Consider the following 23845-nt stretch of genomic DNA (forward strand, 5'->3'; position numbering starts at 1 on the left):
ACTCTTGACAATCATCTTAACTCAAAAATGCTTATCTCAAGCCTGGAGCTTGTCCAAGTTCTGCAGTCAACATCCAGATTGTCTTATCAATTTCAGATTTAGCTGCAGTGAAGATATCATTTGAAGGAGCATCTCCTTCTTCATCTGTGATATCCAAACCAACTTGGAACAAGACTGACAAATATTTGTATGTATCAACCAATAATTGGATTTGATCAGACATTGGTTTATCAAATGTACCAGTAGTTTCAGTCAAGCCTGAATTAGATGAAAATTCTACCAAAGTTGAGTATGGTTCCCCACCAATAGTAATCAAACGTTCACTAACAACATCAAGGTGAGCATTCAAACTATCCATCAATTCATCCATTTTTGGATGAAGATAGAGGAAACCAGGACCACGCATATACCAATGAACTTGGTGAACAATTGAAGCTGCTACAGACAAATCAGCGACTGCTTGATTCAAAACTGCTTTAGTTTTTGTATATGAAGGTGTTTCAGCTTGTTGGTTAACTGTTTCATTGATTGTTTCTTTAATTGAATCTACCATATTAATACTCCTTATTTAGAATTACTATTATTTATACTTTTATTTTAGAATATTTCTAAATAAGATGCAAGTAAAATGCTTTTTCTCACTCTTTTTCGAATAATTAGGTATGTTAAGTATTATTTATTTTTTTCTAGGAGCCTCTTTTGGTTCATTCATCGGACTAATTTGTGATCGTTTTCCTGAGAGGTCGATTATTTTCCCTAGAAGTCACTGTAGCCATTGCAAGCATCAGCTGCGTTTTTTCGAGATGATCCCTATCCTCTCACAACTTTTCTTAAGATCTCGATGCCGTTCATGTCAGACTCCTATCCCTTTTCGTTACCTCTTTATGGAACTATTTTGTGGAGTAATATCCCTGCTATATTTCTATGACTTTTTAAGTCTTGAAGTGACCTACTTTCTTTACTTCAGCCTTTGTCTGTCGATTTTTGATTTGCAACATAAATCCTATCCGCTTCTGATTTGGATAGTTGGAACAGTCCCACTCTTATTCATGGGCAACTACTACATCACATTTGCCTTAGGTATAATCCTCGCTATCCTTTCTTATATGAAACATCTAAATATTGGGGAAGGAGATTTTCTCTACTTAGCAAGTGCCTCACTTATTTTCCCATTTTCAAAAATACTACTAATTATCGAAATTGCCTGCCTATTAGGACTAGCTTACTTCCTTCTACGAAGAAATCTTAAAGAATGCATCGCATTTGTCCCATTTCTTTTTCTAGGAATAGTACTTCTTACTTTTTGTTCAATTGTATAGAAAAAAAGCCGATAAACTCGGCTTTTCTTTGTTAGTTCATATTGACACGGTGCCACTCATTAATGACATAAGAGAGCATCTCTAATTGTTGTAATCCCACATTATTAACCTCTGAAGTTTCTTCGTTAGAACCTCCTAGGTAACGTGTATAAATTGCAATAAGATACGGTGTATCTTCCATTACAATAGCATCAACGTTAAGTGCTTCACGAACATAACCTGGTTTCTGATAAATAGTCAATCCTTGATTATATGTTTTATAATAATATTCTGGGAAAGACTCTCCTAAATATTTGAGAATGTCTTTATAATCCTCTTGGTGTTTCCAAAGATAATCCAAAACTTGGATGTAATAATCCGTTGTTGTCTTATTACCATGCATTTGGATGGTCTTCACTTCACCTTTTGATTTACCGTATTTATCAAGCATACCATAGAATTTTTCCATACCACCAAGGCGTTCCGCCAAAGCATAGGCTGGAGTATTCTCAGAGTAAACAAGAGAATACTCTTGCATTTCTGGAATAGTCATTGAACCACCGAAAGCAGCAACATAATTATCATGTTCGCCTTGATACTCATACTCAGTATTAGTAATATCAAAACGTTCAGTTAAAGAAAGTTTTCCTTTATTAACCTGATCCATGACAAGCATGTTTAGTGGCAATTTATAAGTTGATCCTGCAGTCATTGGCTGAGTATCATTCATAGAGAATTGCTCATTTGTCTTGGTATTTTTATATGAAAAGGCAATTTGGCTAGACTCGATACCTTGGTCAGCCATAAAAGCTTCAACCACTTGGTTCAATGTCATGTTAGCATAATCATAATACAAGCCATTACCATACATGGTATCTGCATCTGCTTCCATGACTGCTTGTTTAGCTTCGGCTGATTTATTAGTTGGAGTTACCTTTTCCTCTTTTTCTTTGTCTTCTTTTTTAGTGACTTTAGAACTAGAGCCGAAGATATTTCCAAGGCTACCGGTGTGACCAGCTTTTTTCCCACGTCCTGCTAAAGCAAGCATGGCAACAAACAAAAGTATTACCAGAACACCTAGGAAGGCTAAGATAAGATATGCTTTTTTATCATCACGAGATGATTTTGATTTAGATTTCTTAGAGCGTTTACTTCTAAGTGCCAAGGTTTCAGTTTTTGTTTCTTTTTCCTTGTGCTCAACTGGTACTACTGTTTCTTCAGCTACTTTTTTGTCTGCTGATTTTTTAGAAACCTTTTTTGTATCTTTTTTCGCTTCTTTTTTGTTGGCCTTTTTAGCGCCTTTTTTGACATCTTTTTTAGTATCTTTAGTGTCTTTCTTGACGTCTTGTTGAAGGTCTTGTTTTACCGAATCTTTCTTTTTATCTTTAGTTTTTCGGCGACTTCCACTGTACTTCTTGCTTGAATGTTTTTTCTTTTTTTTCATAACAATAATAGTTTAAGCTATAATTCACTAAAAAGCAAGGAGATTTTACAATCATATTACAAAAAAATTATCCTCTTTTATTGAGGATAATTTTAAACTTATTTAGCTGCTGCATAAAGCTCAGCAACTTTATTCCAGTTAATGATTTCAAAAAAAGCTTTGATGTAGTTTGGACGTACGTTACGGTAGTTTAGGTAGTAAGCATGCTCCCAAACATCAAGCGCCAAGATTGGTTTCTTACCATCTGAGATAGGAGTGTCTTGGTTAGCAGTTGAAACAACTTCAAGTTTACCTTCATCGTTAACAACAAGCCATGCCCAACCTGAACCAAAACGAGTTGTTGCTGCTGCTGTGAAAGCTTCTTGGAAGGCTTCAAATGACCCGAAAGCTTCGTTAATAGCAGCTGCTACTTCAGCAGTTGGTTCTTGTTTTTCAGGAGACAAAAGTTCCCAGAAAAGTGCGTGGTTAAGGTGTCCACCACCATTATTAATAAGTGCTTGACGAATATCAGCTGGGATTTGTTCCACATCAGCCAAAAGTGCTTCAAGGTCTTCACCAATTTCTGGGTGTTTTTCAAGAGCAGCATTAGCATTTGCTACATAAGTTGCATGGTGTTTATCGTGGTGAAGAGTCATTGTTTCAGCATCAATGTAAGGTTCCAAAGCATCATATGCGTAAGGAAGGTCTGGAAGAATAATTGCCATAGTAAAGGTCCTCTTTTCATTTTTTCTTCATTTTACCGCAAAGTGGTAGAGCTTTCAAAAATTTTGCTTACAAAATCATAGAAAACTCTAAATCTCTAGCGGTTTGATAGAATTTTTAAAAGTGCTAAATCAAACAAGTAGTCTTTATCTAAAGTTCCTGTTTTTATCTGGTAATCTGTCTCTACTAAAATCTTAATCGTCATCTTTAAGAATGCTACTGATAAGGGACGGCTATCTCTCAGTGCGAAACGAACCTGAAACTGATTAACTTTACGCCCTAGATAATCTGAGAGACTTGAAACAATTTGCTGCTCACTTTTACCTTGAGCAGATAAAAGTTTAACCTGTAAATAGGTACGAAACTGTCCCAACATAACAGCAATCAACTTAATCTCATCTTCACCCTGCAGCCGTAAATCATGAACCAATTCACGAACGCTCTGAATCTGTCCTCGTATAAGAAGTTGCGTCATATCAAAAATGTTATCTTGCAAACTTTTCGGAATGGCCTCCGCAATGTCCTGTGATGAGATATTCCCTTCAGTTTTATATCCCTTTAGAAAAGCTAAGTTTTTTTGAACATCTGAAAAATCAAAATTTGACTTGATCAAAAGTTCCTCAAAAACTCCTGTATCAAAAGTAAGCCCCTCTTGATGCGCCTGCTTTTGAAAATAGGTTCTAAGTTCTGCATCTTTTAAAGGACTAGCTTCAAGCACCATGGCATCACGTTTGAGAAGTTTGACTAAACGACGCTTTCCATCTAGCTTTCCTGCAGACATTAAGACAAGACGAGTTGTTTCAACAGGAGACTCAAGATAATTTTCAAGACGCTTCAACTCTTTCTCATCCAGATACGACTTTTTAGCAGTAGTCATATCTGCGAAATGATCAAAAATGACCACCTTCTCATCTGCAAAAAAAGGCATACTTTCTAAATCGAGCTCAGCATCTTGATAATCAGTCTCTGACATATCAAAATAAGAATAGGTCAAGTCACTGGGATCGAAACCAATTTGTTTTAAAAATTTTTCTTTAACTTGACTATACTGCCCTAAATCTTCACCAGCCAAGACAGTTATCATGGGAAGCTTTTCTTTGGACAGCTTTTCAATCGTTTCCATAGCAATCATGGTCCTATTATAACAGAAATTTTCCCATAACAAAAAGCCCACCACTAAAGTGATGAACTTTACTTGATTAACCAGAGTTACGAAGACCTGTTGCAATACCATTGATGGTAATGTGAATAAGGCTAATTTCGTCATCGGTCAAATCATTGTTACGAAGACGTTTAATCAATTCAATTTGGATGTAGTTCAAGACATTGAAGTATGGCAAACGGAAGTCCAAACTTGCTTTAAGTGACGGACTCTCATCTAGGAAGCCATCATGTTTTTCAATCGCAAGAATGACATCTTTAGTCAACTGCCACTCATCCAAAATAATATTGAAGACACTACGAACTTCTTCACTTTCTGCCAATTGTGCATAGTGGAAGGCGATATTCATATCTGATTTTGAAAGCACCATGTCTACGTTTGACAAAAGTGAACGGAAGAATGGCCATGTTTCAAACATATGTTGAAGTTTCTCGAGGTTGCCTTCTTCAGCTTGGATAAAGCGATTAAAGGCAGAACCCACACCATACCAACCTGGGAACATGATACGGTTTTGTGACCATGAGAATACCCAAGGAATCGCACGAAGACCAGAAATTTCAGTAATAGTCTTACGAGCAGCTGGACGAGAACCAATATTCAAACTTGACACTTCTTTGATAGGACTAGCTTCAAAGAAGTAATCGTAGAAATGTTCATTTCCAAAGACAAGGTCACGATAAATAACATTTGAATCGTGAACAATTCCGTCCATAACCTCACGGAAATCAACCAATTCTTCTGGATCGGCAATTTGACGTGTCACCATACGGTCAAGAGCAGCTGAAACAAGCATTTCAAGATTGTAGTAAGCAGCATCCTTGTTGCCATATTTATTACCGATAACCTCACCTTGTTCAGTCAAACGGATACGGTCTTTAATGGTACCAAACGGTTGAGACGTAATGGCATCGTATGATGGACCACCACCACGACCGACAGTACCACCACGACCATGGAAGAAGGTAATCTTAATACCACGCTCTTCACCAATCTTAGTCAATTCATTTTGAGCTTTGTAAAGCGTCCAACCTGAAGACAAGTAACCACCATCTTTGTTAGAGTCTGAGTAACCCAACATGATTTCTTGGTAGTTGTTGCTATTCTTGATCCAACGTTTAACGATATCATAACCAAGATATTGTTTCATGATATCATTAGAGTTTTCCAAGTCTTCGATAGTTTCAAAAAGTGGAACGATTTGGACACGCGCACGTTCTGTATCAACCAAGCCAACTTCTTTAAGAAGGATAGCCAACTCAAACATATCAGAAACGCTCTCAGTGTGAGAAATGATATGTTGTTTGATGACATCTTCACCGATATAGTCTTTCAAGAGACGAGCAGTGCGGAAGATTGCCAATTCTTTTTCAAGTGTTTCAGACTTAGGCACATTAGTTGATGACAAGGTACGAGGGTCTTCTTGCAATTCTTTAAGAAGAACCGCAACTTTTTCAACCTCTGTTAATTCACTATAGTTATCAACAATATTTGCAGATTTAAGCAACTCTGCTACACATGCTTCATGAACACTTGAATCTTGACGCATATCGATTGTAGCAAGATAGAACCCAAAGACTTCTACAGCTTGAAGAAGCTCTTCGAAATCACCTGAAATCAAGACAGCATCGTCGTTTTCAAGAAGTGAATTTTTGATTGCCAAAAGATCGTCATGGAAGGCATCTGCTGTTTCGTAGAATTCTGTTGTTTGTTGTGAGACAGCTTGAAGACTTTGGCTGAGACGTTGTTGCACGTAATCAGCTACTACTTCACCTGTTGAAGCTGAACCCAGACGAACATTTTCAGAAAGGCGTTTAGCAACTCTTTCCTTATTGAAGTTTCCTTCTTTAAAGAAAAGAAGTGTCTGAATCAACTTAGACTGGATGTAACTGAAAGCACGACGGTAGGGTTCATTTTCACGATAAACAGATGTATCTGGAGAATGTTTCGCCATCTCTGCTACTGTATCTGAAACCTCAGTCAAGCGTGATGAGAGGGAGAATGAACGGTAAAGATTATCAACTTTTTCGATATAGTAGTTGAGGATAACTTCACTTTGCAATGTTGCAGAAAGTTTAAGAGTTTCTGCTGTTACAAATGGGTTCCCGTCACGGTCACCACCAATCCACATACCCATAGTAATAGGGGTTGGATTGTCGAGTTCAATACCTTTTTCAACTGCTAAACGTTTGAATTCATGTGATAGGTTCGTAATCGCCTTAATCAATGAGGAGTTATAATACTCCATAACGTTAGTGATTTCGTTTTTAACCTTAAGTTTTTTCTCACGAATGATATCTGTTTGCATCATAATTTCTACATAGCGACGCAAATCTGCATACCATTTATCCTTGTTAATAAGACCAGCCTTAACATCACGATGCTTACGAAGAAGTTCGTGAATGTGGTTAGTCAATTCAAGCATAGTTTTACGTTGAACCTGAGTTGGGTGGGCTGTCAATACTGGCACGACATTGACATGTTCAAGAATGTCACGTGCATTATCACTTTCAGCGACAACATCAAAGGTTTCAGACAACTTACCTAGATAAGATTCATCAATATTGTTCTTGTGGTTGACTTCATAAGCCAAATCCACGTCCTCAGAGATATTAATCAAGAGAGGTAACAAAGAGAAATAACGTGATGCAACGACCATATCGTCATTCGTCATTTCTGAAATGGCTTGTGTAAGGGCCACATAGTCACCTTCATCATAAAGTTCAACCAAATGTTGGATAGTTGTGAGACCTTGCTCTCCAGCCATGCCTCGTGTTGCATCATCCAACAATTCTTTCAAGATACCAACTTCTTCAGAGATGATTTCCTGGTTGTTACTGCTTTCCAATTTGTTAAAAGCCAAACCGTATTCTCCTTACTTTATGTAGTACCCTTTTATCATATCACTTTTAAAACAAAAGTAAACTATTTTCCTTTAAATCGTCAGTTATTTTGCAATTTTCCGACTTTTTCAAACAATTTTTTAAGTCTATTTCCGAACTTTATAAAAAAAAGACTCTGAAACAGAGTTCAGAATCTTAATTATACTTTTTTTGATAGAATTTTATTTCATCGCCATCTTCAACCTTAAGTTGGTTGGCTGCTTTTTCACCAAGTTTCCCATTAACATCAAACATCCAATAGATGCCTTTATCTTTATCTTGAGAAATACCATCAATCTCAGTGATGAAGCCATCGTTTTCTTGAACAGGATATACCTCTTCCAAGACATCAAGTACTGTATCTCCTTTTTGGATTTCTACTGATTTTTTCTTACTTTCCTTATCTGTTTTCAAAATCAAAGTCACCTGACCTTGAACCTTAGACTGATGATTGTTTGTGCTACTAGTAAGTTTAGCTGCCTCATTTTTTCCACAGGCTGCTAGGGTAACAAGTGATAAGGCAAGAAAGATATAGGTTAATAATTTTTTCATTTCAAAAACCTCCGAAAAATAGACTGTATGAATGGATAAAATAGAAGCGTCGATATTGCATGATAGGTGTCGTAAAGTAGACCAGAAATAACAAAGGTAATCCCACTTTTAAATAGGAGGCCATAGCTGTAATCCATGAGAACCCCATAGAGAAAGGACAAAAGAGTGACCAAAGCAATCTGCCAGACAAGTGATAACCTAGGTGCCATCAAACTCCAAAGAGCCATCAATACTCCGAAGGCCAGAATCTGATTAAAGACCCAGGGACCAAAACCAAAGATGAATCCTGAGATGGACATGGTTAAAGCCATAATCAATAGACCATCAACCAAACCCAAATAAAGAACAGCCACAAAAAACATAGCTGTAATAGGCTGAATATTTGGCAATCCTATAAATGCTGACCGTAATCCTACTGCCAGCGCTGACAGAATAGCTATCCGAGCCATTCGTTGAATCGTTAATTTCATATATCTATTATGCCAGAAATAAGGAAATATGACTAGTTTTTAAAAATAAAAACTAAAGATTTCTTGAAATACAGAGTAAGATCGTACAAATTGAAGAAAATAATGTCCCTTGTTGCCTCTCCCAAATATCAAACAGTTTGATCAGGCTAAATATTTGATATAAAAAATGTACTCTCATTCACTATCCTCTGTCATCTTGATAATAATAAATAATTAAGTTCAATTAATTATTATAGTTAACTTGACTTAATTTTTGTTTTAAAGTATATTAGACTCAAGGAGGTAGCTAATGATTCAAATTGAAAATATTAATGTGTCTTACCAACAGACATTAGCTCTGGATAATATCACCTTAAACTTGGAGGGACCTAGTATTACTGGGATTATTGGACCAAATGGTGCTGGTAAATCAACTCTAATCAAAGCATTAATTGGTATTATTCCTCACTCTGGAAAAATCCTTTTCAATAAACAACCTATTCGTCAGCAATTGAATCGTATTTCCTATGTTGCACAGAAGGCTGATATTGATTTTAACTTTCCGATTACTGTCAGAGAGTGCATCTCTCTAGGACTCTATCCCAAAACCAAGTTCTTTAAACGTCTATCTAAGAGTGATTGGTCTAAGGTCACAGATGCTTTAACACTACTTGGTCTAAATGATTTGGCCCATCGACAAATAAGCCAATTATCAGGAGGCCAATTTCAACGTGTTCTAATCGCTCGTTGTCTTGTACAAGAGGCTGATATTATTTTATTAGATGAACCCTTTGTAGGGATTGACTCTGTTAGTGAAGATATTATCATGGACACCTTGAGAGAACTTAGGGACAAAGGTAAGCTTATTCTTATTGTCCACCATGATTTGAGCAAAGTTCCTCATTATTTTGACCAAGTTATCCTCCTAAATCGTAAACTGATTGCTAGTGGGCCTACTAATCTTGTTTTTAATGAGGATAATCTCCGTAAAACCTACGGTAACAGTTTATTTTATAAAGGAGATGTAAATGATTTCTGAATTTATTGATGGTTTGCTAAATTTCCACTACTTACAAAATGCTCTTATAACGGCTTTAGTTATTGGAATTGTCGGAGGGGCTGTTGGTTGTTTTATTATTCTAAGAGGCATGTCGCTTATGGGTGATGCGATTTCACATGCGGTTTTACCCGGCGTAGCTACTTCCTTTATCTTGGGTATTAACTTTTTCATAGGAGCCATCATCTTTGGACTTTTAGCTTCTACAATGATTACCTATATCAAAAGCAATTCCATTATTAAGAGTGACACGGCAATTGGGATTACCTTTTCGAGCTTTCTAGCTCTCGGTATTATTCTCATCGGTGTTGCTAATAGTTCCACAGATCTCTTTCATATTCTCTTCGGGAATATTCTAGCTGTACAAGACATGGATATGTGGATAACGATTATCGTTTCACTTCTCGTACTAGCAACTATTACAATCTTCTTTCGCCCTCTACTCCTAACATCCTTTGATCCAATTTTGGCCAAGTCTATGGGAGTTAAGGTCACCTTCTACCACTACTTACTTATGGTTATTCTAACTTTGGTTTCTGTAACTGCCATGCAGAGTGTTGGCACTATTCTTATTGTGGCACTTTTAATTACACCGGCTGCCACTGCCTACCTTTATGTTCATAGCCTAAAAACAATGATTCTTCTCTCATCAGGATTGGGGGCTCTGGCATCTGTTCTAGGTCTTTTTATCGGCTATAGTTTTAATATTGCAGCTGGTTCGAGCATTGTATTAACGTCTGCTCTACTCTTTCTCATCAGCTTTTTCATCGCCCCAAAACAAAGTGGCATGAATAAAACTTCTAAACAATAAAAAATAGGATGAAAATAATATGAAAAAAATACTATCAACAATAGTACTACTACTTTTAGCGGTAGTTACTCTAACAGCTTGTACCAATAAACAAGGCAGTAACAAGGATAAATTACGAGTCGTTACGACCAATTCCATTATTGCTGATATCACCAAAAATATTGCCGGAGATAAAATCACTCTCCACAGTATTGTCCCCGTTGGTAAGGATCCTCACGAATACGAACCCCTTCCTGATGATGTAAAGAAGACATCGCAAGCTGACTTGATTTTTTACAACGGTATCAATTTAGAAACTGGTGGAAATGCTTGGTTTACTAAGTTAGTCAAGAATGCTCATAAGACAGAAAATAAAGATTATTTTGCAGTTAGTGATGGTGTTGAGGTGATTTATCTTGAAGGTCAGTCAGAAAAAGGTAAAGAGGATCCCCACGCTTGGCTTAATCTGGAAAATGGGATTATTTATGCTCAAAATATTGCCAAGCAACTGATTGCTAAGGACCCTAAAAACAAGACCTACTACGAAAAGAATCTAAAATCCTATACTGACAAACTTAGTAAACTGGACCAAGAAGCTAAAGAAACATTTAACAAGATTCCCGATGAGAAAAAACTGATTGTCACTAGTGAAGGATGCTTCAAATACTTCTCAAAAGCCTATGGCGTACCATCTGCCTACATCTGGGAAATCAATACAGAAGAAGAAGGCACACCAGACCAAATCAAAACACTCGTGGAAAAACTACGTCAAACAAAGGTACCAGCTCTCTTTGTCGAATCTAGTGTCGATGAACGCCCTATGAAAACAGTATCTAAGGATACCAATATTCCTATCTATGCAAAGATCTTTACAGATTCTATTGCTGAAAAAGGGCAAAACGGTGACAGCTACTACAACATGATGAAATATAATCTGGATAAAATCACCCAAGGCTTGAATCAGTAAAAATCTTATCTAAGATATGTTCTGTATTCTTCTGATAAATCTGTTATACTAAGATGAGACTATTTTCAAAGGAAGAGAAATGACACCTAATAAAGAAGACTACCTCAAATGTATCTATGAGATTGGTACTGAAGAAGGCAAAATTAGTAATAAGGAAATTGCGAACCGCATGCAGGTGTCTCCACCTGCTGTGACAGAAATGATTAAGAAATTGATTTCAGAAGGCCTTATCATCAAAGATAAAGCCAAGGGCTACCTCCTAACGGAAACAGGTACAATCAACGTTGCTGAACTCTATCGGAAACATCGCCTCATCGAAGCCTTTTTGGTGGACCACTTGCAATACACTTGTGATCAAATTCATCAAGAGGCAGAAATTTTAGAGCATACTGTCTCTGATCACTTTATCAATGCCCTTGACCGCCTACTCAATTACCCCAAAACCTGTCCACACGGTGGGCAGATTCCTAAATCAGGTCAGCTCATAGAGGAAATCTACAACCAGACTTTTACACAAGACCTTGCTCCTGGAGACTATGTCCTTCGTCGAGTTCAAGATCAAATTGATCTACTCCATTATTTGAAGACTGTCGGTCTTAAAATTGGAACACCTTTTACCTTTGAAGGCTTTGACCCTTTTACACTACTATACCGCCTGAATATTGATGGAAAAGAAATTCAAATTCCAGAAACTGTTGCTAGCAACCTTTATATTGAATCAAACTAAAAAAGCGAGGCTGATGAACACACTTAGAAGTGTCATCAGCCTCACTTTTTTTACATTTGTTTCAAGCGTTCCACCCGTTCTGAAATTGGGGGGTGGGTATAAAAGAGCTTCTGCAAACCAGATTCTTTTTTAGGGTCATTGATAAAGAGGGCTGCGCTAGCATCATCCACATGATGTTGCATTGGCGCACTATTATCAAGTTTAAGCAGAGCATTAATCATACCTTGTGGGTTACGTGTCAATTCGACGCTAGAAGCATCAGCTAAAAATTCACGCTGGCGTGAAATAGCCAACTGAACCAAGGTAGCTGCCAAAGGCGCAAGAATAATGGCAATCAAGGAAATAATGAGAAGAATAATTTCCAAACCGCTGCTTCCATTACGGTCATCATCATTTCTACGACGGCCTCCACCCCAGAACATCATATTACGAGCCATCCCAGCTAGCATGGTAATGGCAGATGCTAAGGCAACTGCTATGGTAGAGATTCGGATATCGTAGTTGCGAATATGACTCACTTCATGTCCAATAACTCCTTCAAGTTCCTCACGATTCATAACCGCAAGAAGACCTGTTGTAGCAGCTACAGCAGCATTTTTAGGGCTAGATCCCGTTGCAAAAGCATTCATTGAAGGATCATTGACAATAAAGACACGTGGCATTGGGATTTGAGCCACCATAGCCATGTCCTCGACCACATGATAAAGGTTCGGAGCGGTTTGTTCATCAACCTCTCGTGCACCATTCATAGCCATAACGACATTGGTTGATTGGAAAATCATGGTAACAGCATAGATAAAACCGATAACTAGAGCAAGAATCAGACCACCGAAGCCTGAACCTAACCAAAGATAGCCGACACCGTAACCAACAAGACCCAACAAGAGGAAAAAGACCAGGAGCAAAAGCCAAGTCTTTCTCTTATTTCGAGCAATCTGATCAAATAACATATTAGTTACCTAGTCCACTGAAATCAACCTTAGGAACAGCTTTTTCTTCTTCTGGTGTTTCAAGGAATTCAGCAGCCTTAAAGCTAAACATTTTAGCAATAACATTGCTTGGGAAAGTTTCCAATTTCACATTGTAGTTACTTGTCACACTGTTATAGAGTTGGCGCGAATAGGCAATTTTATTTTCAGTGTTCGTCAACTCTTCTTGAAGCTGGCTGAAGTTGGCACTAGCCTTAAGATCAGGGTAACTTTCAGCTACGGCAAAGATTCCAGAAACCTGACGAGTCAATTCATCACTGGCACGCATAGCTGCTGCAGGAGAAGTCGCAGCTGCTACTTGATTACGAAGTTCTGCTACTTTTTCAAGCGTTGAACCTTCATATTTAGCGTAACCTTTAACTGTTTCAATCAAGTTAGGAAGGAGATCATTACGACGTTTCAATTGAACATCAATTTGACTCCAAGCCTCCTTGGTTTGCATACGGCTTTTAACCAAGCCGTTATAACTTGTAATAACAAAAATCACAAGAACAACAATAATGGCAATAATAATCCAAATCATATTTAGTTTCCTTTCTTATACTTAAAAAGAGTCGGTACGACTTCTCTTACAAGTATTTTGATAGTCTCAGTATATCAAATTTTCAGATAAAAGTGGTAAAATGTGAGCCGTTTTACAAAAAAACTGGACAAGATGTCCAGCTTTTGTACTACTCTTTAGACGTGTGTCGTTTACCTTGGGCTAGGGCATCTGCTTCTGTCATAGTAACGACATTTGCTTTGTTGGTATTGCTAGGCATACTGTTGATGTCATACCAATAAACATCTGCTGTTCCATGACGCGCCACATAAACTGTTCTACTTTCTTCTTGTGTAGGTTGCACAGGCTCTAGCTCAGAACTCGGTTGTTCAGTCACCTGTGAACTCTCAGAACTAGGCTCAGATGGTGCTTCAGTAAATTCAGTAACCGTATTTGTCGCTGTCCCATCTGCATAATTGATTTCTGCATTTGGTGATTGGTTATCCAAGATAACATGCGTAACTCCCTGACTGTCAAGAGTCTCCTTATCTCCACCAAGTTTAATTTCTAAGAGATTTCCAGAACTATCAATACCGACATACTGAAGTTCCACTTGACGAGGCAACAACTCGTCTCCACTGTAGATAGCTGTTACCTTATAATCTAACCAATAGTTAGGGTGGAGTGCCAGCCAGTTATCCAAGCGATTCTCGTAATAAAGCATGCCTGACTGATTACCTTCGTCGGTTCCTTTATAATTTCCAGAGTTCAACCAGGCAGTCATAGGTACTAAATTCTTGCCCTCGTCATTGACACCAGAAAACTGATAGCCAATCAAATGTCCTCGATTCATTAACCAAGATTTTGATTTACCATCACCATAATAAAACTTATAGTTATGCCATCCTACAGGATCATATTTTATTTTACCGGGGCGTTTATTCTTCGGCTCGTCCTTATCTTGTAACTGTATATGAGCACTGTGGGCACGTCCTAGCTGGTCCTTCTCCTCCATGACAAACTGCTTTTGACCATTAAAAGCCAAGATACCATTATTCTCATCCGCTTGAACCACTTGAGAACTCACAGCCAAAGATTGTTTGCTAGTATCTAATGAAAATCCGAATCCTAAAGTAAATACTAAAACAAGGAGAGCAAATAAACAAATCCTACTATTTCTTTTTTCTTTCATCATCTTAACTCCTTAATTTTTCTTATCACTTTAATTATACAGGACCAAATCAAAACGGATGATTAAAAATAAAGAATAATGATATTAGGTATCTTAGAGCTTGCTTAAAAACAAAAAAACATCCAATTTAATGGATGTTTCTTACCTATTATTTACCTGCTTTTTTACCTTGTTTTGTAAGATAAACTGTAGATATACTTAGTGCCGCAGCAACTCCGACAAGAAGGAAGACCGTTGTCGTATTAGACTTACCTTTTTCTTTTGAAGTGCTAGCTTGGCTTTCAGAACTCTTGGCCACCTGTTTAGCCTCAGTTGCTTTATCAATTCGGGCGACATTCTTAGGTGTGTCATCCTTCTTGCTTTCCGCCAATTCTGACAAATCACTGCTAATCTCTTTGGCAACACCTTCAGAGCTTGTAAGTGATGCCGCTTCTGAGGCTAATGTTTCAGAGGCCATAACCGCCATAACTTTACTTGCAATCATATCCACAGACTTCTCATTCAAAAGAGAATTATAGCGAATAGCTTCTGAGGCGAGCTGACTGCTTGTTACAGAGATTTTTAGGTCATTGTTATAAGCGACCTGACTATTTGGTGAGATGCTGACAACTTCAGATGTACGTGCTGTTGTTGGAGATTCAGAAACTTTGACATCGACCTGACTTGTTGAACCTTTTTCAATAACTTCTGAAGAAACCTCGCTAATCGGATCCTTTTGTGTACTTTCTGAAGTTGGAGATTTCTCTGGGCTGTCAGAAGTAATTGCTACGTTAACCTGACTAGTAGATGAAGCCACTGAAGTTTCCTCATTCTTTGGTGACTCAGAGACTGGAGCAGTTGAGCTTGCTTCACTCTTTGCTGTTTCTGAAACTGAAGACTCTGAGATCACTTCACTGTTAGAAGCTTCAGAAACTGGAGTGCTTGAACTTGCCTCACTCTTTGGTGTTTCTGAAACTGATGTCTCTGAGATTACTTCACTGTTAGATACTTCAGAAACTGGAGTGCTTGAACTTGCCTCACTCTTTGGTGTTTCTGAAACTGATGTCTCGGAAGCTACTTCACTGTTAGATGCTTCAGAAACTGGAGTGCTTGAACCTCCCTCACTCTTTGGTGTCTCGGAAACTGAAGTCTCTGAGACTGGATTATTGACAGGCTTTGTTGGAGAAACTGTTGAAACAGCTCCAACAATCGTCGCCTTATTGTCAATCGTATTATTAGATAAACGGATTTCTCCATTACCATTGTCACCCATCTCAAAGTTTTTGGTAATCACTGGATCAGCCAAGGTATTCAATAGTTTATTATCGTAGACATCGACATTCTTGATTGTTCCACGAACTTGTTGGAAATCAATGGCACCACGATGGAGGTTATAGAGGTCATTAGTTGTCCCTGAACGTAGAACGGTATTGTCATGAATCTTAATTCCAGAATCATTGAGGTCAAAATTGTGACCTGCAAAGACAGTGTTTATACGGATACCTGCTCCAGCAAAGACGTCCTTGATGAGGTTTCCTGAAATTTCATGCCCCTTACCACCAAAAATACCGATACCAGCCGCACGCCAGCCTGATTCAATGGTGTTGTTTAGGAATCTATTATTTTCCTCAACTGCTGCATTTGTCCCATCTGAAATACTTGACCAGATAGCTAAACCATCATCACCATTCCCACGGATATTAGAGTTTTTAACTGTTGAATTCTTGGTCCCTTGAGCAAAGTTAATACCATCAGCTAAGTTATTACGGATACGAGCATTTTCAACGACAAGACCGTCCGTATACTTCATATTTCCCGTCTGGTCGTAGTCTCCAATCCACATACCGACTTCAAAATGCTGAACCCAGATGTCGTGAATTTTCGAATCCTTACCAAGTGTTCCCGAAATAGCCTTGTACTGCGCATCCTCATTATAACGAGACGTCAAGTTAGAATCCATGTAAAGATTGCTCAACTCAATGCCATTACTATTATGACCGAAGACAATACCACCACCATAGCGTTTGTCACTTGTAAAGTGTAGTTGCGTATGCCAAACGCCGGCACCTGAGATTTTTAGATTATCAGCTTCAATATTAACCTGTTTGTCAAAATTGAAACGTCCTTCTGGAATATAGACAGATTTTCCGCTGGCTTTAGCTTCTTCCACAGCCGCAAGTAGGGCAGCTGTGTCGTCACTATCATCATTGGCAGATGCACCCTTATCCACGATACTGATACTATTTTCACCTTGGGCAACAGGCGCTGGAGCCTGTTCTAGCTCAATAAAGTCAATACCGTAAGGGACATTGTCATCTTTCTTTTTAACTAGAGAAATCTTATCTCCAGATTTCAATTGGATATCCTTTAGGAGAAGACGTGTCTCATCAAAACGAAAACGTGCACTTGAACCATCAATGGCTTGATCATACTCATGGTCCCCTTTAAGGTACTGCCATGCTGAGTGAGATGACAAATCAAGATTACCAACGCTTGAACCATTGACCTGCACATCCAACTGACCTGATGCACCATCAGGTATTGTATAACGCACATTCAAAGCATTGGCTGGCTCAGTGACATTGAAAGTAACTGCCGCATCCTTTTTAGGAAGTTCAACATAAGTTTGGTTAGTCGCTTCCACAGCCGTAGATTCCATGTCCGTTGACTGCTGGATTGTAGCACCATTTTCAACACTTGCATTTTCTGCCTCATGAGTCGTATAAGGCATTTTTGCACCGTAACCATCTGTGCTGTACTCCTTGCCTTGACCTTGGTCCTCAGTCGCATTGGTTAAGACATTTGCTGAAGTTTCTTGAGTTTGTGGGTTACTTGCCTCAACTAATTGATCAATGGTCGGAGTCTGTTCAGCCGCTTGAACAGTGGTAACCTGTGGCTGAGCTGGCATAATATTGGCAGGCTGTGACGCTTGCACAGTCTCAACTGATGCTGGTTCGGAAGTCGCCAATTGTGCCGTTGAGGCTGTTTGAGGTGTCTGTGCCTGATTTGAGGCATCAGTCAAATCACTAATCGATTGTGCCTCATCAGCCTGAGCAGCTTGCCCATTAGCAAGAGCCATAAAGCCAATCAAAGCTGATGCTGCGCCAATAGAATATTTACGGATGCTGTACTTTGGTTTCGTTTTTCTTTCTTTAAACAAGTCTATTCTCCTGATACTTTTTTTCACAATCTCTCTATCATAGGACCAAGCCGTCCTTTGAAAGAAAATAAAGATTCCCTCACATTAAAGATTGTTAATAATGCTGTTGTTTTTCTTATTAAAAACAAACCAAAATAAATTATAAGGGATGAAAAAGTAAAAAAAAAGGCTAGGCTATCCATTTTAACAAGGCCTTAACAAAATTGTCATATTAGAAAGTTCAGTCAATCACGTCTAAATTACAGTCTAAAAATGTCGCACAAAAAGGTGATTTCTTTCACGTGTAAGAAAGAAAAAACTCTGAATTTCCATAAAGGCTTATTTAGCAAGAGTTATCAGGCAAAACAATCAAAATGTTTTAAATTTGTTTTCTCAGATTTCTGTCAAACGTTTGACAGTCTTTTTTAATTTTACGCTTCAAAGTATTATTTTCCGAATGTTTTAGTATTACAAATGTTAAACATCAAAAAAATAAAAAAGAGACAAAAATCTGCCTCTTATTTTTCAAAAAAATAACTAACCTAACAAGATTTTACGATAACATTGCCTCTAGTTCTTCAAGTGACAGACCAGTCACATCTGATACTACTTCTAGAGATAGACCTTTTGACAGCATCTTACGAATCAACTCTAAGCGCTCCTCATGACGACCTCGCTCCAGTCCTTTCTCCAAACCTTCTTCACGTGCTTCATCAATTGCTGTTTCCATAGTCATGTCATAATTTTCTTGAATTCGTATGCGTTCATCAATCATCGCCTTTTCCTCCTGTCGACCGGTTTTTACGATAACAATGCCTCTAATTCTTCAAGCGATAGACCAGTCACATCTGACACAACTTCTAGTGATAGACCTCTTGAGAGCATCTTATGAATCATTTCTAATTGTCCCTCATGACGACCTCGTTCCAGGCCTTGTTTAAGTCCACGCTCTAGTCCCTGCTCTAACCCTTTCTCTATTCCTTTCTCTATCCCTTGTTCCAAGCCTTCTTCACGTGCTTCATCAATTGCTGTTTCCATGGTCATGTCATAATTTTCTTGAATACGTATGCGTTCATCAATCATCGCCTTTTCCTCCTGTGTCCAGCTGGATGAATCCAGTAATGAATCGGCATGCGTGACCGCTTGACTAGGTTCCTTAGAAAATGGGAGATTCCCAAAAAACTCTAGCCACTGCCGCCCTTCATCCGTAATATGTTTACCTTTATTATACTTATCCAACTCTAAAAAGGCAATCTGAAGAAGGTTTTGCCGTTTCCCATCCTTATAGAAAGAATACAAAGGCTTGCCCGTCCGACTATTGGCCATCCAATAAGTATTAATCGGGGACTCCTCATCTGGCAACAAGGTCTTCTCCAAGATAGCTATGCCATAGACTGGCTTCATCTGCTCGTACATCTTATGCGTCTGTCCTTGTTGGCGTAATTGTTGCACATTTTCCACCAGCTGGTTAGCCAAATAATAATGAAAACGATTGAGAAAATAATGCTGCTTACGCACCTGAATCTCAATGATAACCTCAGTTCCATCATTCAACTTAGCCCAAACATCCACCGAGGTTGAAAAGAGCTCATCCTCGTCAAAGTCCTTTTTATGAAGCTGTGTCCCCTCCAAAATCTGAGCATCCACAACATCCAAATCCAAAATATCTCGAATAAAAGCCACCGTCACCTCAGGCAGGCTAAAAATCTTCTTAGCCATGATATCCAAGGTCGGTGAGACATGCTTGTGTCTTTTTTCCATTTACCTCTCCTTAAGAAAAAATAGAGGGTTGGCCCCTCTACTTCTACTATTCGGAAAAAGTAAATGAAAGCTTGCAACTACCCCTTAAATGCTTTCACAAAAGCCTTGAGTTCTGCGTCTGCTTCTTTGGTCGTTCCATGAAGCTGACCAAGCATATCAAGAAGGGAGGCTGTCTGACTTTCAATCGTCGCATTGGTCTGATTAATCTTAGCCACAATCTCGGTCAAGGGCTCCACTTCTTCTTCCTCAAAGGTATCCACATAGCGAGGGATATTAAGGTTGTAGTCATTTTCCACAATCTCTTCAAAACTAGCCAGATGGGCAAACTTGTCCATATCCTCACGGCTCTTATAGGCATTGAGAATCTTTTCAATATGGGCATCTGTCATGATGTTCTGATTTTTCCCCTTATCAAACTCCTTAGAGGCATCGATAAAATAAACATCACGATTGGTGCGGTTCTTTTTGAGAATGATAACCGTTGTCGGAATACTGGTATTAAAGAAAATATTAGCAGGCAGACCGATAACCGTATCAATGGCACCCTCTTCTAACAAAGCCTTACGAATAGTCCCTTCGGCGTTACCACGGAAGAGCACCCCATGAGGTAGAACGATGGCCATAACACCATTGTCTTGCTTCAAGTGATAGTAACCATGCAAGAGGAAGGCAAAATCAGCCTTAGACTTAGGTGCTAGTTTCCCAAATGGTGAGAATCGGGGGTCATCCATGAAACCTGAGCTTGCAGACCACTTGGCTGAATAAGGCGGGTTCATGAGAACACCGTCAAAGTTAGTCGGCTCTTGGGTTGGCCAATCTTCATCCAAGGTATCAGCGTTGTGTAAAAACTGGTTTTCAATCGGCACACCGTGCAGAATCATGTTCATACGTGCCAGGTTATAAGTTGAGGTGTTCAACTCTTGACCAAAGTAAACCACTGTCTGTGGTTGACGTGAATAGCGTTTGGCATTAAGCAAGAGCGATCCTGACCCCATAGTCGCATCATAAAGGGTAAAGCCTTGCTTGTCCTCACGACCTAAAAAGGCAATCTGAGTCATGAGCTTGGCAACAGGTTGCGGTGTATAGAACTCACCAGCTTTTTTACCCGAATCCGTCGCAAACTGACCAATCAAGTACTCGTAAGCATCCCCCAACATATCACCAGCATGACCTGCCACATCTAGGACTGCCAACTCTTTCATCACAGCCGCAACCGTTTGATTTTGCTTTTGAGGAGTCGCTCCAAGTTTCTTAGAGTAGAGGTCGATATCTTCAAAAAGGTTTTCATAAAGCTCGTCACTCTGCTCAATATCACGGAAGCCCTGAGCCAAGTCCTCTAACTGAAAGCTTCCATCGTTCACTCGCTCCACTAAGGCCGTAAAGGTCAAGTCAGGATGAATGGCATAACTCATCTCATCAGTGATAACTGTCAAGAGGTCCTCGTGAGTCTCCTCGTCCTCGTAGTATTTACGATAGACTGCCAGTGCCTCTTCCAAGCTTTCTGTTTCTTCCCCCATGGTCTCTGCCACGAAAAAGAGCATCTTGTCCGACAAATACTTGTAAAAGACCATGCCCAAGAGATAAGACTTGTAGTCGTTGGCATCCATCTTAGAGCGGAGCACATCCGCTGAGTTCCACAGGGCTTGATAAAGCGACTGGGAGGTTTGTGTTGTTTCCATAATAATTCTTTCTGATTTCTTTTAGACCTTTTCTTGTTCCAGTGGGACGACAGCGAGGGTCTTGCCCAGACTGGCTAAGACTTTCAAAACCGTGTCCAATTGAGGACTGGTCTTTCCTGTCTCCATCCGAGCGATGACCGGTTGACTGACCCCACTAAGTTCTTCTAGTTTCTTTTGGCTAATGCCCTTTTCATGCCGAGCCTCGATGAGCTCAGTCATAATCGCGACCCGCAAATCACTTTCCAGGATTTCTTCCTTGGTGAAGAGCTCTGCTCTCACATCTTTCCAATTGCTGCCGATGGCACTATTCTTCATCTCTTAGCCCTCTTTCCTTCAAATCTTGCAACTCTCGCTTGGCTTTTTCGATCTCTCGTCTGGGTGTCTTTTGCGTCTTTTTGACAAAAGGATGCAGTAGGACAAAGCTCCCATCCAGCCAAGCCACGAATAAAATCCGATCCCGCAAGGGTCTCAACTCCCAGATTTCCGCATCCAGATGCTTGATGTAGGGTTGGCCAGCACGAGTTCCATGCTGGCTCAACAGTTCAATATAGTCGTTGAGCTTGTTGAGTTTGATCCGACTGTCCTTGCTATCGTTACGGCTAGCTTCCTCATGTAGTCCAAGACCGGTTGATTCCCTTGTTTGTCCTTATAAAAATAAATAGCGTGCACAAAGCAACCCCTTTTCGAACTTATTATAACTCTAAAGTTATTAAAAGTAAATACTTTTAAGTTATTAAATACTAAGGAACACCCTTTGAAAGAATCAAAGGGGCTCACTTATACTATTCGAAAAAGGCTGTGCTTATGGATGCTGATAAAGGGAATTTTTGAAGGTTAGATAAACATATCTTGCAAGAGTTTCTTTTTGAGTGTTTCTAGCTGAGAAATTTTATCTTGGTAAGAGTTGATGAGGTTATCAAGGTTAGAGAAATAGGCGCCGATGGCTTGTTGTTCTTCTAAAGATGGTATTTTTATTTTTAAAGAAGAAACTTGTTCTAAGGACAGATTTGGTTGTGCACCTACTGTGGGGTTTTTTCGGATATAATCTTTCACAACTTCCCCAGATAATACTACTAACAAAAAATATGCATCTAATTTGTACCCTCTAATAATTGCAAGAGCTTGATTTGTATTAGCTGGAAGAATATTATTTTTAACAATTGCAGTTCTACCAAGAGTACCCGCAATCGAAAACAATATATCTCCTTCATACAGTATAGATCTCTTCAAACTTCCGAAATGCTCTTCCTCTGAAATTTTAACAATAGGATAGATTTCATTATCTTTTAAGTTTTCAACCTTAACAAAGTTAACCTTTCCTTGTTCTGATTGCGATTTTCCCGTAGTTCCTTTTGTAATCAAATCACAAAAATCACCTAACTTGATTAGGTCCCACTCACCTTTATATCCATCCAAACGTATCTCAGGAACAGTCTGTCCAGCTTTTGGAAACATCTTAGAGAGCATGGTCGCCTTGAGAGATTGATAGTTAGCAAGATTGTCCTTGTAGCTAGCCAGAAGGTCGTCGAGGGTGCGGAAGAGGGTGCCGATAGCAGTTTGTTCTAATGAACTTGGGAAAAATATCTTTATCTTTTTTAATTCACTAGTCTTAATTAATGGTTGTCCTGTACCAAAAGATAACCTTTTAAGATTATAATGCAGTAATGAATAATATAAATAATCCAAACAATTTGATTTTATATAAACTGTATTATCTGTTATTTTTGCTTCTCCAGAATATTTATAAATCTCTCCTGCATTCGCTCCAACTCTAGCAGTTAAAATAAAATCACCAGAATAATCAAAAGAATTATCAAATCCAATAATAGAAGTTGACCCCAATATCGGAAAAGAATTTTTTATAGAATAATCATTAATTATATATTCACTTTTTCCTGTACCAATTTCAAGTACAAAATTTACTATAGTCTTCAGTTCCCATAAACTATCTTTAAAAATATTTATCCGTATTTTCGGTTCAAACATTAATTAGTCTCCTCTATTTGTACTATATTTAGCACATAAATATAGTAAATAGCTTTAATTATTACATTTTTCTAGATATAACCATAACCATTAGATTAATCTTCTCCAGCTTGTTTGATATTTCCTTCAAACAAAAGATTACTTTTTGATAACTCAATTATTCTCATTCTTTCTTGATCAACTTTGGAAATTTGCGATGAATCCAATTTTTCACTTAAAATAGCAATTATGTATTGTGAATCAGATTCATTAACCTCTCTTATAATATTATTTAAATTATCACCTTCTATACTTTCTAAAACATCATGTATGACAAATTTTGGTACTTTTTTATTTTCAACTGTTGCAAACTTTTGATATGAAATATCGTATGCTGCAATGAGAGATTTTTTTGTTCCAGTACTAGTTCCACTATGTATATTTTTTATCGAAACTGGGAATTCGCTAATATCTGGATTATAAATTAGAATAGGTTTTTCACCATTTATTTTATTTGAAATCTTATTAAAATAAGTATTAAATAAATTTATCTTTTCAGAATAAACAGTTTTAAATTCTTCTTTAGTAAAAGATGATAAACTTTCAATTCTTTTAGTTATTACATTTTTTTCC

Annotated in this window: 21 protein-coding genes and 2 pseudogenes; 5 read left to right on the forward strand and 18 right to left on the reverse strand. The window is 38.4% G+C overall.

Going from position 1 to position 23845, the window contains the following annotated elements; all coding sequences use genetic code 11:
• Nucleotides 1–31: 31 nt before the first annotated feature.
• Complete coding sequence (locus H7T99_RS01620) at nt 32–553, reverse strand: Dps family protein (protein WP_014634248.1); 522 nt, start codon at nt 551–553, stop codon at nt 32–34.
• 109 nt (nt 554–662) lie between these two features.
• Here H7T99_RS01620 and H7T99_RS01625 point away from each other — a divergent pair, with 109 nt between their 5' ends.
• Complete coding sequence (locus H7T99_RS01625; protein ID WP_195950484.1) at nt 663–1319, forward strand: prepilin peptidase; 657 nt, start codon at nt 663–665, stop codon at nt 1317–1319.
• Between the two features lie 31 nt (nt 1320–1350).
• On the opposite strand, the gene H7T99_RS01630 is transcribed toward H7T99_RS01625, so the two are convergent.
• The 6 genes from H7T99_RS01630 to H7T99_RS01655 all read right to left on the reverse strand — a co-directional run bounded on the left by H7T99_RS01630 (nt 1351) and on the right by H7T99_RS01655 (nt 8507).
• Complete coding sequence (locus tag H7T99_RS01630) at nt 1351–2742, reverse strand: serine hydrolase (protein WP_195519916.1); 1392 nt, start codon at nt 2740–2742, stop codon at nt 1351–1353.
• 98 nt (nt 2743–2840) lie between these two features.
• The gene (gene sodA / locus H7T99_RS01635; protein WP_049545964.1) at nt 2841–3446 is read right to left on the reverse strand and encodes a superoxide dismutase SodA; all 606 of its coding nucleotides are present in this window, start codon (nt 3444–3446) and stop codon (nt 2841–2843) included.
• A gap of 95 nt (nt 3447–3541) precedes the next feature.
• On the reverse strand, nt 3542–4576 hold the full coding sequence (gene holA / locus H7T99_RS01640) for a DNA polymerase III subunit delta (RefSeq protein WP_195519915.1): 1035 nt from the start codon (nt 4574–4576) through the stop codon (nt 3542–3544).
• Between the two features lie 67 nt (nt 4577–4643).
• Nucleotides 4644–7466 carry a phosphoenolpyruvate carboxylase gene (gene ppc, locus H7T99_RS01645; RefSeq protein ID WP_195519914.1) on the reverse strand — a complete coding sequence of 941 codons (2823 nt, stop codon included), beginning with the start codon at nt 7464–7466 and terminating at the stop codon, nt 4644–4646.
• 175 nt (nt 7467–7641) lie between these two features.
• Nucleotides 7642–8037: a DUF4430 domain-containing protein gene (locus tag H7T99_RS01650; protein ID WP_002884044.1), complete on the reverse strand. Its 396-nt coding sequence runs from the start codon at nt 8035–8037 to the stop codon at nt 7642–7644.
• A complete protein-coding gene (locus H7T99_RS01655; protein ID WP_014634243.1) occupies nt 8034–8507 on the reverse strand; it encodes a membrane protein in 474 nt (157 codons plus the stop codon). The genes H7T99_RS01650 and H7T99_RS01655 overlap by 4 nt, the downstream gene beginning before the upstream one ends.
• Before the next feature lie 289 nt (nt 8508–8796).
• Here H7T99_RS01655 and H7T99_RS01660 point away from each other — a divergent pair, with 289 nt between their 5' ends.
• The 4 genes from H7T99_RS01660 (at nt 8797) to H7T99_RS01675 (ending at nt 12027) form a co-directional block, all read left to right on the forward strand.
• A complete protein-coding gene (locus H7T99_RS01660) occupies nt 8797–9525 on the forward strand; it encodes a metal ABC transporter ATP-binding protein (RefSeq protein ID WP_048790739.1) in 729 nt (242 codons plus the stop codon).
• Nucleotides 9515–10354: a metal ABC transporter permease gene (locus tag H7T99_RS01665; RefSeq protein WP_021147014.1), complete on the forward strand. Its 840-nt coding sequence runs from the start codon at nt 9515–9517 to the stop codon at nt 10352–10354. The genes H7T99_RS01660 and H7T99_RS01665 overlap by 11 nt, the downstream gene beginning before the upstream one ends.
• A 19-nt stretch (nt 10355–10373) precedes the next feature.
• Complete coding sequence (locus tag H7T99_RS01670; RefSeq protein WP_048790738.1) at nt 10374–11300, forward strand: metal ABC transporter substrate-binding protein; 927 nt, start codon at nt 10374–10376, stop codon at nt 11298–11300.
• Between the two features lie 79 nt (nt 11301–11379).
• Nucleotides 11380–12027 (forward strand): metal-dependent transcriptional regulator, encoded by a 648-nt coding sequence (locus H7T99_RS01675; RefSeq protein ID WP_048790737.1) that lies wholly within the window; start codon nt 11380–11382, stop codon nt 12025–12027.
• Between the two features lie 50 nt (nt 12028–12077).
• Here the strand turns inward: H7T99_RS01675 and htpX are convergent, their stop codons facing one another.
• The 11 genes and pseudogenes from htpX to H7T99_RS01730 form a co-directional block, all read right to left on the reverse strand.
• Nucleotides 12078–12977, reverse strand: a complete 900-nt coding sequence (gene htpX / locus H7T99_RS01680) for a zinc metalloprotease HtpX (protein ID WP_048790736.1) — start codon at nt 12975–12977, stop codon at nt 12078–12080.
• Nucleotide 12978: 1 nt separating this feature from the next.
• A complete protein-coding gene (locus H7T99_RS01685) occupies nt 12979–13539 on the reverse strand; it encodes a LemA family protein (RefSeq protein ID WP_002890636.1) in 561 nt (186 codons plus the stop codon).
• Nucleotides 13540–13687: 148 nt separating this feature from the next.
• Nucleotides 13688–14692 carry a DNA/RNA non-specific endonuclease gene (locus tag H7T99_RS01690; protein WP_037600896.1) on the reverse strand — a complete coding sequence of 335 codons (1005 nt, stop codon included), beginning with the start codon at nt 14690–14692 and terminating at the stop codon, nt 13688–13690.
• Between the two features lie 145 nt (nt 14693–14837).
• A complete protein-coding gene (locus H7T99_RS01695) occupies nt 14838–17828 on the reverse strand; it encodes a YSIRK-type signal peptide-containing protein (RefSeq protein ID WP_201035937.1) in 2991 nt (996 codons plus the stop codon).
• 532 nt (nt 17829–18360) lie between these two features.
• A pseudogene (locus H7T99_RS01700) lies at nt 18361–18597 on the reverse strand (hypothetical protein); the annotation flags it as partial.
• Nucleotides 18598–18608: 11 nt separating this feature from the next.
• Nucleotides 18609–19568, reverse strand: a complete 960-nt coding sequence (locus H7T99_RS01705) for an Rpn family recombination-promoting nuclease/putative transposase (protein WP_037600887.1) — start codon at nt 19566–19568, stop codon at nt 18609–18611.
• A 77-nt stretch (nt 19569–19645) separates the two neighbouring features.
• Entirely contained in the window at nt 19646–21247 is a 1602-nt protein-coding gene (locus tag H7T99_RS01710; RefSeq protein WP_037600884.1) for a type I restriction-modification system subunit M, read from the reverse strand.
• Nucleotides 21248–21268: 21 nt separating this feature from the next.
• On the reverse strand, nt 21269–21562 hold the full coding sequence (locus tag H7T99_RS01715) for a helix-turn-helix domain-containing protein (protein WP_021144391.1): 294 nt from the start codon (nt 21560–21562) through the stop codon (nt 21269–21271).
• Nucleotides 21552–21916: pseudogene (locus H7T99_RS01720) on the reverse strand (type II toxin-antitoxin system RelE/ParE family toxin). Before H7T99_RS01720 ends, H7T99_RS01715 begins: the two are co-directional and overlap by 11 nt.
• Before the next feature lie 165 nt (nt 21917–22081).
• The gene (locus H7T99_RS01725; protein ID WP_201035938.1) at nt 22082–23233 is read right to left on the reverse strand and encodes a restriction endonuclease subunit S; all 1152 of its coding nucleotides are present in this window, start codon (nt 23231–23233) and stop codon (nt 22082–22084) included.
• Nucleotides 23234–23328: 95 nt separating this feature from the next.
• The coding region (locus H7T99_RS01730; RefSeq protein ID WP_201035939.1) for a DUF2326 domain-containing protein at nt 23329–23845 on the reverse strand (517 nt) is incomplete at its 5' end.

This window comes from Streptococcus sp. 17.1 (assembly GCF_016648655.1).
Lineage (GTDB): Bacteria > Bacillota > Bacilli > Lactobacillales > Streptococcaceae > Streptococcus > Streptococcus salivarius_E.

Coding starts and splice junctions, on each gene's coding strand:
- H7T99_RS01620 (WP_014634248.1), bottom strand. CDS start 553: ATGGTAGATTCAATTAAAGAAACAATCAATGAAACAGTTAACCAACAA.
- H7T99_RS01625 (WP_195950484.1), top strand. CDS start 663: ATGTTAAGTATTATTTATTTTTTTCTAGGAGCCTCTTTTGGTTCATTC.
- H7T99_RS01630 (WP_195519916.1), bottom strand. CDS start 2,742: ATGAAAAAAAAGAAAAAACATTCAAGCAAGAAGTACAGTGGAAGTCGC.
- sodA (WP_049545964.1), bottom strand. CDS start 3,446: ATGGCAATTATTCTTCCAGACCTTCCTTACGCATATGATGCTTTGGAA.
- holA (WP_195519915.1), bottom strand. CDS start 4,576: ATGATTGCTATGGAAACGATTGAAAAGCTGTCCAAAGAAAAGCTTCCC.
- H7T99_RS01650 (WP_002884044.1), bottom strand. CDS start 8,037: ATGAAAAAATTATTAACCTATATCTTTCTTGCCTTATCACTTGTTACC.
- H7T99_RS01655 (WP_014634243.1), bottom strand. CDS start 8,507: ATGAAATTAACGATTCAACGAATGGCTCGGATAGCTATTCTGTCAGCG.
- H7T99_RS01660 (WP_048790739.1), top strand. CDS start 8,797: ATGATTCAAATTGAAAATATTAATGTGTCTTACCAACAGACATTAGCT.
- H7T99_RS01665 (WP_021147014.1), top strand. CDS start 9,515: ATGATTTCTGAATTTATTGATGGTTTGCTAAATTTCCACTACTTACAA.
- H7T99_RS01670 (WP_048790738.1), top strand. CDS start 10,374: ATGAAAAAAATACTATCAACAATAGTACTACTACTTTTAGCGGTAGTT.
- H7T99_RS01675 (WP_048790737.1), top strand. CDS start 11,380: ATGACACCTAATAAAGAAGACTACCTCAAATGTATCTATGAGATTGGT.
- htpX (WP_048790736.1), bottom strand. CDS start 12,977: ATGTTATTTGATCAGATTGCTCGAAATAAGAGAAAGACTTGGCTTTTG.
- H7T99_RS01685 (WP_002890636.1), bottom strand. CDS start 13,539: ATGATTTGGATTATTATTGCCATTATTGTTGTTCTTGTGATTTTTGTT.
- H7T99_RS01690 (WP_037600896.1), bottom strand. CDS start 14,692: ATGATGAAAGAAAAAAGAAATAGTAGGATTTGTTTATTTGCTCTCCTT.
- H7T99_RS01705 (WP_037600887.1), bottom strand. CDS start 19,568: ATGGAAAAAAGACACAAGCATGTCTCACCGACCTTGGATATCATGGCT.
- H7T99_RS01710 (WP_037600884.1), bottom strand. CDS start 21,247: ATGGAAACAACACAAACCTCCCAGTCGCTTTATCAAGCCCTGTGGAAC.
- H7T99_RS01715 (WP_021144391.1), bottom strand. CDS start 21,562: ATGAAGAATAGTGCCATCGGCAGCAATTGGAAAGATGTGAGAGCAGAG.
- H7T99_RS01725 (WP_201035938.1), bottom strand. CDS start 23,233: ATGTTTGAACCGAAAATACGGATAAATATTTTTAAAGATAGTTTATGG.